We start from the raw sequence: 14,281 nt of genomic DNA on the forward strand, positions 1-14,281 counted from the left end.
ATGTTGATTCTACCGTTGACCGCATATCGCGTAACAGTTACAAACCCACAACGACTTCGGTGGGCCGCCCAGCAAATCTCGTGACTCGAAACGCCGGGTGCGTACGGTGTCGCCCGTGAGGCCGATTGCCGTGGTCATTCGTCGCGCCCTGGTGGCCGCCGTCTGCCTGGCCGTTTCGCTGCCCACGGCGCCGTCGACATGCGCGGATCCCGACGCCGCCCCGGTTGCTGCGGAAGCGGCGCCGGAGGCCGAGGGAGCGATTCCCTCGAATCCCCCCGCAGTCCTGCACACCCCCGATGGCTGGACCCTCGGTCTGGGCGCCCGCGACGAGCAGCAGGTTCCGGTGGCGCCGTTGACCACCGCGGTGTCGTCCCGCGAATACGTCGCCAGCGGGATATTCGTCGGCTCCCTCATCGGACCGGGACCGCCCCAGGGCGTCCTCGAGGTGGGATATGAGATCGGCTGTGGCATCGACATGAGCACGTCGGACGGCGTCACGATCGGTGGCACCGCCGGCATCACCCCGGGTGTGACCGGACCGGTGACCGGAGTGCCGGGAGACGTGCTTCCGTTGGTCGTCGCCCCGATCGCGGGCATCCTCAACGTGGGGCTCAAGCCGGGCCTGGTCGTCGTCGTGCCAGTGGTCAAGAAACAGTTCAGGGCTCCGAATCCCTGGGTGATGGTCAGCAACTTCCACGTCAAGATCGACGGTTGCGTGGGTGAGTCGTTCATCCGCTCCTACGCGGTGCTCAATCGAGTGACCGACCAATCCGATGTGGTGCTGTCCTACGTCGGCGTCACCAAGAAAGTCTGAGCGGGCTCGCCGTTCAGCCCCGGGGGATGCCCGCCAGCTTGTCGGCAAACTTGGCCTCGGCGGCCGCCCGCAACCGCAGCAGATGTTCGGAGGGAAACAGATCCGGCGCGGGTTCACGGTCCTTGAGCAAGAGCCGCGCGAGCGTGACCTTGTGCACCTCGGTGGGGCCGTCGGCCAGCCCGAGCACGAACGACTCGACCAGATACTGCACGAACGGCATCTCGTGGGTGGTGCCCAACGACCCGTGCAACTGAAGCGCCCGCGATGACACGTCGTGCAGCACCTTCTGCATCATCGCCTTGACCGCCGAGATGTCGGCACGCACGGCCTTGTAGTCGTTGAATTGATCGATCTTCCAAGCGGTTTGAAGCGTCAGCAGCCGGAACGCCTCGATCTCCATCCACGAGTCGGCGACCATCTCCTGCACCAGCTGCTTGTTGGCCAGCACCTCGCCCTGGGTGTAGCGCGACGCCGCCCGTTCGCAGATCATGTCGAAGATCCGCCGGACCAGGCCCACGGTGCGCATCGCGTGGTGAATCCGCCCGCCGCCCAGGCGGGTCTGCGCGACCACGAAGGCCCCGCCGCGCGGCCCCAGCATGTGGTCGGCGGGCACCCGGACGTTGTCGTAACGCACATAACCCTCACGCCCACCGCCGATCGGCTGGTAGCCCAGGCCGACGTCGCGCAGCACGTTGATGCCGGGGGTGTCGCCGGGAACGACGAACATCGAGTAGCGCTCGTACGGCGGCGCGTCGGGATCGGTCATCGCCATCACGATGAGGAACGACGCCATCGAGGCGAACGACGAAAACCACTTCTCCCCGTTGATGACCCAGTGATCACCGTCCTGCACGGCGGTGGTGCGGAACACCTTCGGGTCGGCCCCGCCCTGCGGCTCGGTCATCGAGAAACAAGAGATGATGCGGTTGTCCAGCAGCGGCTCCAGATAGCGCTCTTTGAGCTCGGGCGTGCCGTAGTGCGCCAGGATTTCGCTGTTGCCCGAATCGGGGGCCTGGGATCCGAAGACGATCGGCGCACATTCCGAGCGCCCCAGGATCTCGTTGAGCAGCGCCAATTTCACCTGCCCATAACCCGGACCGCCCAGGTGCGGGCCCAGGTGGGTCGCCCACAGCCCGCGCATTTTCACGATCTCCTGCAGCGGCGGGATCAGCGCCTGACGCACCGGGTCGCTGAGGTCGTGGGATTCGGTGACAATCAAGTCGATCGGCTCGCACTCCTCGCGCACGAAGCCTTCGACCCACTGCAGTTGTTCGGCCCACTGCGGGTCGGTGGAGAAGTCCCACGACATGTGTCGTCCTTCCTGGATCGGTCATTTTGCACTGTTCTGGGCCACCACGCCGGCATCCTCCAGCGCGGTGATGGCGTCGGCGGCCAGGCCCAGCTCGCGCAGCACCGCGCGGGTGTGATCGCCGGGAAGCGACGGACGCGCGGGCGTGGCCGGACGGGTCCGGGAGAAGCGCGGGGCCGGTGCGGGCTGGGTGACGCCGTCAAGCTCGACGAACGTGCGTCGCTCGACGTTGTGTGGATGCCGCGGCGCTTCGGACAGCGAAAGCACCGGTGTCGCACAGCATCCCGGCGTGTCGAGCAGGCGCTCCCACTCGGCGCGGGACTTCTCGGCAAAGCGCGCGGCCAGTGCGGCCCGGTGGCCGGCCCACGCCGTCGGATCGTCGTCGTCGTGGGGCACGTCCACGCCGAGTCGATCGCACAGTTCGGCGTAGAACTTCGGCTCCATGGCGCCGACGGCCATGTGGCCGCCGTCGGCCGTGGCGTAGGTGCCGTAAAAGTGCGCGGCGCCGTCGAGCAGATTGTCCTGGCGCCGGTCGCGCCACGTGCCCGCGGACAGCATGCCGAAATACGGTGCCAGCAGCGCGGCGACGCCGTCGACCATCGCCACGTCGAGGACCTGCCCCTGACCCGACTGCCGGGCCTCCAGGATCGCGCTGAGCAGCCCGACCGCCAATAGCATTGCGCCGCCGCCGTAATCGCCGACGAGGTTCAAGGGGGGCACCGGTGACGCCGCGGTGCCGATGGCGTGCAGGGCGCCCGTGAGCGCCAGGTAATTGATGTCGTGCCCGGCGTGACCGGCCAAGGGCCCGTCCTGTCCGTAGCCGGTCATGCGGGCATAGACCAGCCGGGGGTTGCGCTCCCGCAACGCATCCGGGCCGATGCCCAGGCGCTCGGCCACTCCCGGCCGATACACGTCCACGAAGGCGTCGGCGTCGGCGGTCAGGCGGTGGACGATGTCGCGCCCGCGCGGGTCCTTCACATCGACGGCCAGTGACCGCTGGCTGCGGCGGACCGTGTGGTCGACGGGCGGCGGACCGCCTACACCCGCCAGCGCGTCGACGCGGACGACTTCGGCACCCAAGTCGCCCAACAACATTCCGCACAACGGGGCGGGCCCCAGTCCGCCCATCATGACGATGCGCACGCCGCGCAGCGGACCGGTCATGACGACCACTTCTTGCGGCGCTGCGCCGCCTCGTCGGTCGCGTGGGAGATCACCTGGTTGCGGTTTTCCAGTTCCAGCGCCGCCGCCAGGCTCGCGGCGTCGGTGTTGATTTGAAGGGCGCGCTTGGTCAGTTGCGCGCCCAGCGGGGCGTGGCCGGCGATCAGCGACGCCAGCTCGACCGCGCGGTCGGCCAGTCGGTCCGGCTCGACGACCTCACTGACCAGCCCGCGACGGTCGGCCTCGGTGGCCGAAACGGTGCGACCGGACAGCATCCAGTCGGCGGCCACGCTGGTGCCGACGATGCGCGGCAGGTGGTAGCTCATGCCCATCTCGGCACCTGAGAGCCCGAGCAGGATGGCGGCATTGGCGAAAGATGCCGCCGCCGAACAAATTCGGATGTCGGCGGCCAGGCACAGCGCGAGTCCGGCGCCAACGCAGGGACCGTTGACCGCGGCGATGACGGGCTGCGGCAACGCGCGCACCGCCTGGGCGAGGGCGGCCATCCTTTCCTGAAAGCGCATCCGGTCCAACGCGGGTGCGCTCGATTCGAGCATCGAGGGACCGAAGTCGCGCACGTCGATGCCGGCACAGAACCCGCGTCCGGCACCGGTCAGCACCACGGCGTGTACGGCCGGGTCGGCGGCCAGATCGGCGAGCGCGTCGCGCAATTCGGTCTGCATCGCCTCGTTGATGGCGTTGAGCCGCTGCGGGCGATTCAGCCGCAGGATGGCCACCCCGGTGCAGGGCCGTTCGAGGGACACGGTGTCCGCCATGCTCACACCCGCTCGATGATCGTCGCCGTGCCCATCCCGCCGCCGGTGCACATGGTGACCAGACCCGTTGTCAGGTCACGACGTTCGAGCTCGTCCAGGACGGTGCCGATCAGCATGGCGCCGGTGGCGCCGATGGGGTGCCCGAGCGCGATCGCCCCGCCGTTGACGTTGACCACCTCGGGGTCGATGTCGAGGTCGCGCATCGTCTTGAGCGGGACGGCGGCAAAGGCCTCGTTGATCTCCCACAGATCGATGTCGGCCACGGTCATGCCCGCGCGCTGAAGACATCGCCGGGCCGCGGGGCCGGGGGCGGTCAGCATGATGATCGGTTCGCTGCCGATGGCCGCGGTGGCCCTGATCTGTGCGCGCGGCGTGACCCGGTGGGTGTGCATCCAGTTCGACGAGGCCAGCGCCACCGCCGCCGCGCCATCGACGACGCCGGACGAGTTGCCCGCATGGTGCACGTGATCGATGCGGTCGATGTCCGGGTAGCGCTGCAGGCAGATCTCGTCGAACGTGCGTTGCTCGCCGTCCGCGCACGCGGCGCCCAGCGCGGCGAAGGCCGGTTTGAGGCCGGCCAGCGACTCGATGGTGGTACCGGGGCGGGGATGCTCGTCGCGTTCGACGCGACCGTGCGGAGTCGGCATGTCGATCAGCGACCGCTCGAAGCGGCCCTGCTCGATGGCGGCGCCGGCGCGGCGCTGGCTCTGCGCGGCGTAGGCGTCGACGGTCTCGCGGTCGAATCCCTCCAGGGTGGCGATGAGGTCGGCCGAAATTCCCTGCGGGACAGTGGGATACAGCGCACGAAGATCCGCGTTGTTGCCGTCGATGGTCGGGACGCCCGCCGTGAGGTCCCAGCGTGACATGGACTCGACACCGCCGGCGATCATCAGATTCTCGCTGCCGGCGGCGATGGCCGAGGCCGCCACGGTCACCGCCTGCTGGCCCAACCCGCAGAATCGGCTCAGCGTCATCCCGGGCACGCTCTGCGGCCAGCCGGCCAGCAGCACCGACAGACGGGCGATGTCATCGCCGTGGTCTCCGGACAGGATGCCGTTGCCCGCGATCACGTCGTCGACGTCGGCCGGGTCGAAGCCGACCCGCTCGGCCAGTGCGGTCAGGCACCGCGCGAGCAGGGCCTGCGGGTGCACGCCGTGCAGTCCGCCGTCGGGGCGGCCGCGCCCGCGGGGCGTGCGGACCGCGTCGAGAATCCAGGCGTCAATGATGGACTCCGATCGTTGGGGTTCGGGCGGGACCGGCCCAGGTCACCCGCGATCGTAATCCGTCTCTCGGCATTGGAGAACTGCCTTCTCCAAATTAGCGAAGCTGTTCTCGTTCGGCGCCCCACTCGTCACGACGCCAGGTCGAGGGCCGCCCCGATCAACGCGAGGTGGCTGAGGCCCTGCGGCCACCAGCGCCACCGTGCGGCCGTCACCGATCGGCGCATAGCTGCTCAGCGCCGCGAAACCGGCTGTGCGGTAAGGGGATTCGGTCGGCGCCGAGGTCTCGGTATCAAGTTCTGGCGCCGGCACGTAGGCACGGGTCCCCCTACCCGACGCAGGTCAACGGCGCGGTGGGTGCATAACCGGGCGCTCAGCGGGTAGCCCGGCGCCATGACCAAGATCGGATACTTTCTCACCTGCGAGCAATTCGGCCCGAAGGAGCTCATCGACCAGGCCAAGCGGGCCGAGGACGCGGGATTCGAGGCGCTGTGGATCTCCGACCACTATCACCCCTGGAATGACGAGCAGGGACATAGCCCGTTCGTGTGGGGAGTGATCGGTGCGTTGTCGGAGGCGACGTCGTTACCGGTCAGCACCGCCGTCACCTGCCCGACCATCCGGATCCACCCGGCGATCATCGCGCAGGCCGCGGCCACCGCGGCCGTGCAGCTCGGTGGGCGCTTCGTGCTGGGGGTCGGCAGCGGCGAGGCGCTCAACGAGCACATCCTGGGCGATCCCTGGCCGTCGGCCGGTGTGCGGCTCGAGATGCTCGAGGAGGCGATCGATGTCATTCGCAAGCTGCACAAGGGGGGCGAGGTCAGCCACCACGGCAAGCACTACGAGGTGCAGGAGGCGCAGGTCTATACCCGGCCCGAGCAGCCGGTGCCGATCTACGTCTCAGCATTCGGCCCGCAGGCCGTGGAGCTGGCCGCCCGCATCGGCGACGGCTACAGCATCGCCATGCCCGACGGCGACCTGGTCAAGCAGTTCCGCGAGGCCGGGGGCGGCAACAAGCCGGTGCAGGGAGGAACGAAGGTGTGCTGGGACGCCGACGCCGACGCCGCGCTGAAAACCGCGCATCGGTTGTGGGCCAACGAGGGGTTGCCCGGCCAGACGTCGCAAATCCTGCCCCGGCCCAGGGATTTCGCCGCGCTGCAGTCGCTGGTGCCGCCGGAGACCGTCGGCGAGAGCGTGGCCTGCGGCCCGGACCCCGACAAGCACGTCGCGCAGGTGCGCGAGTACATCGACGCCGACGTCGACGAGATCTACGTGCAGCAGATCGGCCCCGACATGGACGGGTTCTTCGCGGCGTGGCAGCGTGACGTGCTGCCCCAGGTGCGCGGGTAGGGCTCAGCCGATCGCCCTCACCATGCCGGGCCGTCGAATCGATCACGAGTGATGAACTCCGCGACCGGCCGCCGGCGCAGCTTGGTCAACTGCCGCACCGGTTTTCCCAGCGGCACGACCGCGGCCACCGCATGCTGGTCGGGGATGCCCAGCAGGCGTCGGACTTGATCTTCGGCCGCGATGGCCATCGTCGTGATGGTGCCGCCGTAACCCTCGCTGCGCGCGGCGAGCAAGATGTTCCAGATCAGCGGGTAGACCGACGCGCCCCCGGCGATGCCGACGCGGTCCAGGTCCTGATCGATGGCCGCGACGACGGCCAGGTCCACCGAAACCACAAGGACAACAGGCGCTTTCGCGATCGGTGCCACGAACGTGTCCGGGATCTCGGTTGAGTCGATGACGTCTTGCGGCACCCCGCTGGGATGCACCGAGTTCCACGGGTTTTCGCCGGCCTGCAGCTGGGCGAAGTAACGACGGGCGGCGGGCTTGCCGAGTTCGGCCAGCCGCCGGCGGATCGCCTCGTCGCGCACCACGGTGACGTGGGCGCCCTGCCGGTTGCCGCCGCTGGGAGCGAACCGGGCGTGCTCGAAGATGCGGCTCAGCGCCTCGTCGGGCAGCGGGTCGTCGGTGAATTCCCGTGCCGCGAAGGTTGTTCGCATCACGTCGTACAGCTGCATGGCGGGATGGCTCATCAACTCGCGGACGCGCGCCGCTCCAGGCGGAAGGTGCGTTCGAACCCCGCCGGTTGCGTTGTCAGCGTCACCTCCACGGCACCGCTGGGGGCGATGACGTAGCGTTCCTCCACATCGGGTCCGTCCGTCCAGCGGCCGACCGGCTGACGCCGGAGGTCGTCGCGGTCGTGCAGGGCCGGGTCGAATGGAAACAGCACCGGGTCATACGGCGTGACGTCGCCGTCCGGCCGGCCGTTGACCAGGCGGCTGCACTCCACGAACCGGAAGTGCCCGATGTTGTGCGCCGCTCGGTACTTGCGCTTCACCACCAGCGGGGAACGCCCGTCGGCCGGCAGCGAAACGTCCTTGCACACGATGGGGTCGAAGACGACCCCGGCGCCCGCCTCGGCCTCCCGGAATACCCCGAAATTTCTCGAAAAGCGTTCGGAGAGCGCGAAACCGGACTCCTTGTCGAGGAAGACGGCCAGGCCGATGGCCGTGGCCGCGAAGGGATGCGGCGAGCGTTTCACCCGCTTCTCGCCGAAGGTGCTGCGCAGCATGCGCGACACCAGCGGGAAACCGCCTGCCCCGCCGACGACGTAGATGCCCGCCACCTCCGACCAGTCCACGTCCGTGCGTCCGCGCGCCGGATCGTGCAGGACCCGGCGCAACAGCGCCATCGTCTGGTCGACCAGCGGTGCGCACACGCCGTAGACGTCGTCAATGGGGCAGGAGAAGGGCGGCCGATCGAGCGGGGACAGGTCCACCAGGAAGCGGCGCGTCTGCGGCCCGACGGCCTCCTTGCGGGCGGCGCACTCCTCGGCCAGCAGGTCGCGCTGGGGCGCGTCGAGGCGGGGCAGGCCGGCGCCGGCCAGCACGAGCTCGACGATCGCGTCGTCGAAGTCGTCACCGCCGAGGCGCTGGATGCCCTCGCTGACGACCACCTCGTTGGCGTGTCCGGTCATCTTCAGCAGCGACGCGTCGAACGTGCCGCCACCGAGGTCGTAGATGAGCACGTATTCGCGCTTGGCGGTGATGGTCGAGCGGTACCGGTGGGCGTACTCCAGGCTGGCGGCCGACGGTTCGTTGAGCAGCGCGATGACCCGGAAACCGGCGGCCACGTAGGCGTCCAGGGTGAGCAGGCGCTGGGCGCTCGAGGCGTTGGCCGGCACGCTGATTGCGGCCTCGATGGCTTCGCCCGGGGACGGGGCGACGTTCGAGTTGCGCTGCAGATCGGTTTTCAGCTGAGACAGGAAGCCGGTGAGCAGGTCGGCCAGCCGATAGGCGCGGCCGGCCAGGCTGATTTCGGTCTGCGGTCCGGCGTCGTTGAGCAGGCGCTTGAACGAGCGCAGCACCGACCATGCCGGGTCGTGGCGGACGGCGGCCGCGGCCGGGCCGAAGCGCAACTGCCCGGCGGCGTCGGCGGCGATCAGCGATGGCCACGCATCTTCGCCCTCGAAAGAGACGACGGGATAGTTACCACGATCGACGGCCGCGACGACGGTGTGGGTGGTGCCGAAGTCGATGCCGACTCTCATCGCGCAAGTTTAGGACCGCGACGCGGGCTTGGGCACAACCTTTTTGCCCGGCGTGCCGTCCGCGTTGGAGTCAGTCCTCGAAATGGCGCTGGTAGTCGTTGCGCTCGAGCCACCACTGCAGGTTGTAGGTCCCCATCGCCAGCAGCACCATCAACGCGGCGCAGACGACGCTGATGGTTACGTTCACAGCCGGTCCATCGCGCGTGCCATGCGGGCGTCCTCGATGTAGCCGTAGTACCTCGGAGGGTGGGGATGGCGCGGCGTGTTCGCGTTGGCGGCCATCCGCCGCAGCGCGGCGCCGATGCGGCTGGCGAGGGGGGCACGACGCGCCCCCTGGACAACGGCGGCGCCGAAGAGCACCTGCTGGGTGGTGATCAGCACCTCGGCGGGGGCAGCCCCGACGGAGGGCGCCGCCGAGGACGGTGGCGCGGTGGGCTCGTTGGCGGTACGGGGTGAGGTCCGGAATCCCGTTAGCGTGACCAGCATTTCGTTCACCTTCTTCGCGCTGCGGCCGCATTGACCAGGTAGTTCGGCCGCTGATGCGGTTAACGTACGGTCGGTGCCCACCAGTACGCACGCGTAGTCGACTACCTGTCTGTGCGCGCCTCGCTCCCGCGCTTCGGCAGCTCGTCCCATTGCCGCTGTAATTCGCGCTCGGCGGCGGTGGGGATCAGACCCGAGGGGGCGAAGAACTTCGAAGGCACCGGGTCGTCCTCGGTCAGCGGCCGGCCGGGCCCGCGGATCGCCCCGAGAGCGACCACGGCCCCGGCGATCACGACGATGACGACGGCCACCGCGAACAGGATGGACAGCGTGCCCTGAATGAAGGTGTTGCGGATGACGTCGTCGAGCTGGTGCGCGTTCTTGGCCGAACCGAACACCGTCTTGCCCGCCTGCCTGGCCGCCAGGTACTTCGAGTGCTGCGTCCAGTAGCCGACGGCCGGGTCGGGAGAGAAGATCTTCTGCCACGACGCCGTCAGCGTGACCGCGAGATCCCATAGCAACGGGATACCGGGGATCCACACCCACTTGCGCAGGCCCTTCTTGATGACGATGACGGTGATGACGGTCAGCGCGATCGCGGCGAGCAACTGGTTGGCGATGCCGAACAGCGGAAACAGCGTGTTGATGCCGCCCAGCGGATCGGTCACCCCCATCAGCAGGATGCTGCCCCAGGCCGCGGCCACCGCCAGGCTGCACAGCCACACGCCCGGGCGCCAGCTCGGGTTGCGCAGCTTGGTCAGGGGTCCGCCGAGGTTTCCGAGGGTGTCGGAGAGCATGAAGCGGGCGACGCGGGTGCCGGCGTCGACGGCGGTGAGGATGAACAGCGCCTCGAACATGATCGCGAAGTGGTACCAGAACGCCTTGAGGCCGGCACCGCCGAACACCCGGTAGAGCACCTCGGACATGCCGACCGCCAGCGTCGGCGCCCCGCCGGTGCGTGACACGATCGACTTCTCGCCCACTCCGGCGGCGGCCGCGGTGAGCTGGTCCGCGGTCGTCGGGGCGCCGCGCAACCCGAGGCCGTTGACGTAGTGCGCGGCGGTGGCCGCGGTGCCGCCGGTCTGCGCGGCCGGTGCGTTGAGCGCGAAGTACACGTGCTGGTCCAGGACCGCCGCGCTGATCAGCGCCATGACCGCGACGAAAGATTCGGTCAGCATGCCGCCGTAGCCGATCAGCCGCATTTGGCTTTCCTTCTCCAGCAGCTTGGGCGTGGTCCCCGACGAGATCAGCGCGTGGAATCCGGACAGCGCCCCGCAGGCGATGGTGATGAACAGGAACGGGAACAGCGCGCCGGGGAACACCGGTCCGTCCCCGCGGGACGCGAACTGCGACACCGCGGGCGCCTGCATGACCGGCCGTGCGATGCAGATGCCGACCGCGAGCAGCGCGATGGCGCCGACCTTCATGAACGTCGACAGGTAGTCGCGCGGGGCCAGCAGCAACCACACCGGCAGCACCGACGCGACAAACCCGTAACCGATGATCAGCCAGGACACCGTGACCGCCGACAGGTTCAACCACGATGCGCCCCAAGGGGTTTCGGCGATCCAGGCGCCGGCGGCCACGGCCAGCAGCAGCAGCGCCACACCGATGAGGGAAACCTCGGCGACCCGGCCGGGGCGCAGGAACCGCAGGTAGCAGCCCATGAGCACGGCGATGGGAATGGTCATGGCGATGGAGAACACGCCCCAGGGGCTGCGGGCCAGCCCCCGCACCACCACCAGCGCGAGCACCGCGATGATGATCACCATGATGACGAACGCGCCGAGCAGCGCGGCCACCCCGCCGGTGGCGCCGAGTTCGTCGCGGGCCATCTGTCCCAGCGAGCGCCCGCGCCGCCGGGTGGAGATCCACAACACCAGGTAGTCCTGCACCGCGCCGGCGAACACCGCGCCCATCACGATCCAGATGCTGCACGGCAGGTAGCCCATCTGGGTGGCCAGCACCGGGCCGACGAGCGGTCCGGCCCCCGCGATGGCCGCGAAGTGGTGCCCGAACAGCACCCGGCGATCGGTCGGCACGTAATCGGTGCCGTCGTCGAGAACCTCGGCCGGCGTGGCGTGGTCGTCGCGCGGGCGGACGATCTTCATCTCGATCAGGCGGGCGTAGAACCGGAACCCGATGAGGTAGGTGCAGATCGCCGCGACGACGAACCACACCGCGTTGACCGTCTCGCCTCGCGTGAAGGCGATGATCGCCCAGGCGACGGCGCCGAGCACCGCGATGACCGCGAACACGATCTTGTGCCGCGCGGTGATCGGGGAGCGGTCGACGATCGCGACTGGTGGCAGGTCTGCGCCGGTGTGGATGTAGCGGACGTCGTTGTCGTGCCCTGTGATCGCCACGGACGCAGACCCTACGCGCGCAAAACGACCTGCGCCTGTCGGAAAGCGGCTCGTTCAGTACAGCGCGCGCACGGCGTCGATGGTGTCGGCCTCGGCGGGGCTTTTGTCGTCGCGATAGCGCACCACCCGGGCGAACCGCAGCGCCAGGCCGCCGGGGTAGCGCGACGACTTCTGCACGCCGTCCAGGGCGATCTCGACGACCTGCTCGGGCCGGACCTCGACGACGTAGCCGTCCGTGCCGTCGATGGCCAGTTCGCTGAACCGGGCGGTCTGCCACTCCAGCATGGCGTCGGTCATGCCCTTGAAAGTCTTTCCCACCATGATGAATTCACCGCTGCCCGGATCGCGGGCGCCCAAGTGGATGTTGGAGAGCTTGCCGCGGCGGCGCCCCGAGCCCCACTCCACCGCGAGCACCACCAGATCCAGCGTGTGCACCGGCTTGATCTTCAGCCAGCCGGCGCCGCGGCGCCCCGCCTGATACGGCGCGTCGGGCGCCTTGGCCATCACGCCCTCGTGCCCGGCGGCCAGCGTCGCGTCCAGGAAGGCGCCCGCCGCCGCGGGGTCGGCGGTGAGCAGCCGATCGACCCGCTGCGCCGGTGGCACCAACGCGTCCAGGGCGGCCAGCCGGTCGGCAGTCGGGGCGTCGAGCAGGTCGACGCCGTCGCGATGCAGGACGTCGAAGAAGAACACCGAAAGCCGTTGTGCGGCAAGGGCTGTGGCGATGTCGACGGAGCGGCCGAAGCGTGAGGCGGTGACCTGGAAGCGCTGCGGGGAGTTGTCGGGTCGCAGCGCGATCGCCTCAGCGTCGGCGATCAGGCGATCGACCGGCAGTGCCAGCGTGGCCTCCACCACCTCGGGCAGCCGGGCGGTGACGTCGTCCAGGCTCCTGGTGTAGACGGTGACCTCGTCACCGGCGCGGTGGATCTGTACCCGCGCCCCGTCCAGCTTGGCTTCGAAAATGGTTGGGCCGCCATGGCGTTCGATCGCGTCGGTTACGCTCGTCGCGGTCTGCGCCAGCATCGGACCGACCGGCCGGCCGACCCGCAGGGTGAACATGTCCAGCGCCGAGGGCGCACCGGACAAGGCGGCGGCGGCCACCGCCGGCAGGTCGCCGCCCAGCATCGCGGCGCGCTGCACCGCGGCGGCGGGCATCCCCGCGGCCCTGGCGACGGCGTCGGCCATGATCCCGGCCAGCGCGCCCTGGCGCAGTTCGCCGCCGAGCAGCCGCAGCAGGAAGGCCTGTTCGGTGTCGGTGGCGGCGGCGAACAACGCGTTCAGCAGGGCGGCGCGGCGCGCCTGCGCGCCCTTGCCCGACACGGCGCCGATGTCGGAGAAGGTGGCGTCGACCCCGCCGACGGTCAGCGAGGCGTGCGGGGCAGCGGGCGGCCGCGAGCGCAGCGCCGCCCAGCCCACGCCGATCTGACGCTGCCGCAACTCACCGGACAGCCACGACACGATGACGGTGACCAGCACGGCGTCCGGTGCGGCGCGGCGCAGCAGGTCGGCGATGTGGGCGACTTTGGTCAGCCGCGACGACGTGCTCGAGACGTCGGATGACGTCGTGGCCACGTCGAGAAGGAGCACGGTTGCCAGCTTGGCATGGCTCGGTGACAGGCCGGGAGTGCGGACACGCTAGCGTGCCTACGTAACGTTACAGATTGCACAGGATCTGACAACCCAAGAAGGAGACGTCCGGATGGAGATCAACGGGAAGAAGGTCGTCGTCATCGGCGGCGCATCGGGAATGGGACGTGCCAGCGCCGAGCTGCTGCATGAACGCGGCGCGGAAGTCGCCATCCTCGATCGCGAGGGCTCCGACGGGAAGACGGTCGCCGAGGGCGTCGGCGGTACCTTTTATCCCGTTGACGTCACCGACTTCACCGGCACCGAGGAGACGCTGCAGGCCGCGGTCGACAAGCTCGGCGGATTGCACGTCGTGATCACCACCGCGGGCGGCGGCATCGCCAAGCGGACGCTGACCAAGTCCGGTCCGCACGACCTCGAATCCTTCCAGTCCGTGATCGACCTCAACCTCGTCGCCACGTTCAACATCAGCCGGCTCGCCGCCGCGCACATGGCCAAGAACGAGCCCGAAGACCCGGACACCGGTGAGCGCGGCGTCATCATCAACACCGCTTCGATCGCGGCCTACGAGGGCCAGATCGGCCAGGTCGCCTACACCGCCGCCAAGGCGGGGATCGCCGGGATGTGCCTGACCATGGCACGCGACCTGGGCTCGGTGGGCATCCGGGTGCTGGCCATCGCCCCGAGCCTGTTCGCGACCGGTCTGACGCAGGGCATTCCGGACGAGTTCGCCACGCAGCTGACCAAGGACGCGGCCTTCCCCAAGCGCCTCGGCCGTCCCGAGGAGTACGCGAAGCTGGCCGCGGCCATCGTGGACAACCCGATGCTCAACGGACAGTGCCTGCGGCTGGACGCCGGGCAGCGGTTTGCACCCAAGTAACCCCCCGCAGGGACCCTCCCCGCATTAAGTACACTCTTTAGGCAGCCGCCCCGCTTCCCCTCGAAGCGGGGCAGGCCACCCAGCTTCTGGGGCGATCACACCCGGCTGGCATGCGGCGCGAGGAGGGCC

General features: G+C 69.3%; 12 protein-coding genes. 3 read left to right on the forward strand and 9 right to left on the reverse strand.

The window, feature by feature from the left end:
• Positions 1 to 130: 130 nt before the first annotated feature.
• Entirely contained in the window at positions 131 to 814 is a 684-nt protein-coding gene (locus DQP58_RS02895) for an MspA family porin (RefSeq protein ID WP_112706997.1), read from the forward strand.
• Positions 815 to 827: 13 nt separating this feature from the next.
• On the opposite strand, the gene DQP58_RS02900 is transcribed toward DQP58_RS02895, so the two are convergent.
• The 4 genes from DQP58_RS02900 to DQP58_RS02915 are packed head-to-tail and all read right to left on the reverse strand — an operon-like array spanning position 828 to position 5,271.
• A complete protein-coding gene (locus DQP58_RS02900; protein WP_112706998.1) occupies positions 828 to 2,123 on the reverse strand; it encodes an acyl-CoA dehydrogenase family protein in 1,296 nt (431 codons plus the stop codon).
• Positions 2,124 to 2,144: 21 nt separating this feature from the next.
• Complete coding sequence (locus DQP58_RS02905) at positions 2,145 to 3,287, reverse strand: CaiB/BaiF CoA transferase family protein (protein WP_112707053.1); 1,143 nt, start codon at positions 3,285 to 3,287, stop codon at positions 2,145 to 2,147.
• The gene (locus DQP58_RS02910) at positions 3,284 to 4,060 is read right to left on the reverse strand and encodes an enoyl-CoA hydratase/isomerase family protein (protein ID WP_112706999.1); all 777 of its coding nucleotides are present in this window, start codon (positions 4,058 to 4,060) and stop codon (positions 3,284 to 3,286) included. The genes DQP58_RS02905 and DQP58_RS02910 overlap by 4 nt, the downstream gene beginning before the upstream one ends.
• 2 nt (positions 4,061 to 4,062) lie before the next feature.
• Positions 4,063 to 5,271, reverse strand: coding sequence for an acetyl-CoA C-acetyltransferase (locus tag DQP58_RS02915; protein WP_240629550.1), 1,209 nt, complete (start codon positions 5,269 to 5,271; stop codon positions 4,063 to 4,065).
• A 402-nt stretch (positions 5,272 to 5,673) separates the two neighbouring features.
• On the opposite strand from DQP58_RS02915, the gene DQP58_RS02920 reads away from it, so the two are divergent.
• The gene (locus DQP58_RS02920; protein ID WP_112707001.1) at positions 5,674 to 6,630 is read left to right on the forward strand and encodes an LLM class F420-dependent oxidoreductase; all 957 of its coding nucleotides are present in this window, start codon (positions 5,674 to 5,676) and stop codon (positions 6,628 to 6,630) included.
• A gap of 17 nt (positions 6,631 to 6,647) precedes the next feature.
• Here DQP58_RS02920 and DQP58_RS02925 read toward each other — a convergent pair whose 3' ends face one another.
• From DQP58_RS02925 to DQP58_RS02945, 5 genes are all read right to left on the reverse strand, one after another.
• Entirely contained in the window at positions 6,648 to 7,307 is a 660-nt protein-coding gene (locus DQP58_RS02925; RefSeq protein WP_112707002.1) for a nitroreductase family protein, read from the reverse strand.
• A 14-nt stretch (positions 7,308 to 7,321) separates the two neighbouring features.
• On the reverse strand, positions 7,322 to 8,839 hold the full coding sequence (locus DQP58_RS02930) for an Hsp70 family protein (protein WP_112707003.1): 1,518 nt from the start codon (positions 8,837 to 8,839) through the stop codon (positions 7,322 to 7,324).
• 183 nt (positions 8,840 to 9,022) lie between these two features.
• Positions 9,023 to 9,325, reverse strand: a complete 303-nt coding sequence (locus DQP58_RS02935) for a hypothetical protein (RefSeq protein ID WP_133259335.1) — start codon at positions 9,323 to 9,325, stop codon at positions 9,023 to 9,025.
• 101 nt (positions 9,326 to 9,426) lie between these two features.
• The gene (locus DQP58_RS02940; RefSeq protein ID WP_112707005.1) at positions 9,427 to 11,688 is read right to left on the reverse strand and encodes a carbon starvation CstA family protein; all 2,262 of its coding nucleotides are present in this window, start codon (positions 11,686 to 11,688) and stop codon (positions 9,427 to 9,429) included.
• A gap of 54 nt (positions 11,689 to 11,742) precedes the next feature.
• Positions 11,743 to 13,272: an ATP-dependent DNA ligase gene (locus tag DQP58_RS02945; protein ID WP_112707006.1), complete on the reverse strand. Its 1,530-nt coding sequence runs from the start codon at positions 13,270 to 13,272 to the stop codon at positions 11,743 to 11,745.
• A 112-nt stretch (positions 13,273 to 13,384) separates the two neighbouring features.
• Between DQP58_RS02945 and DQP58_RS02950 the strand changes: the two genes are divergently transcribed.
• Positions 13,385 to 14,152 (forward strand): SDR family NAD(P)-dependent oxidoreductase, encoded by a 768-nt coding sequence (locus DQP58_RS02950; RefSeq protein ID WP_112707007.1) that lies wholly within the window; start codon positions 13,385 to 13,387, stop codon positions 14,150 to 14,152.
• Positions 14,153 to 14,281 lie beyond the last annotated feature (129 nt).

It is taken from the genome of Mycobacterium colombiense (genome assembly GCF_003284975.1).
Classification (GTDB): domain Bacteria; phylum Actinomycetota; class Actinomycetes; order Mycobacteriales; family Mycobacteriaceae; genus Mycobacterium; species Mycobacterium europaeum_A.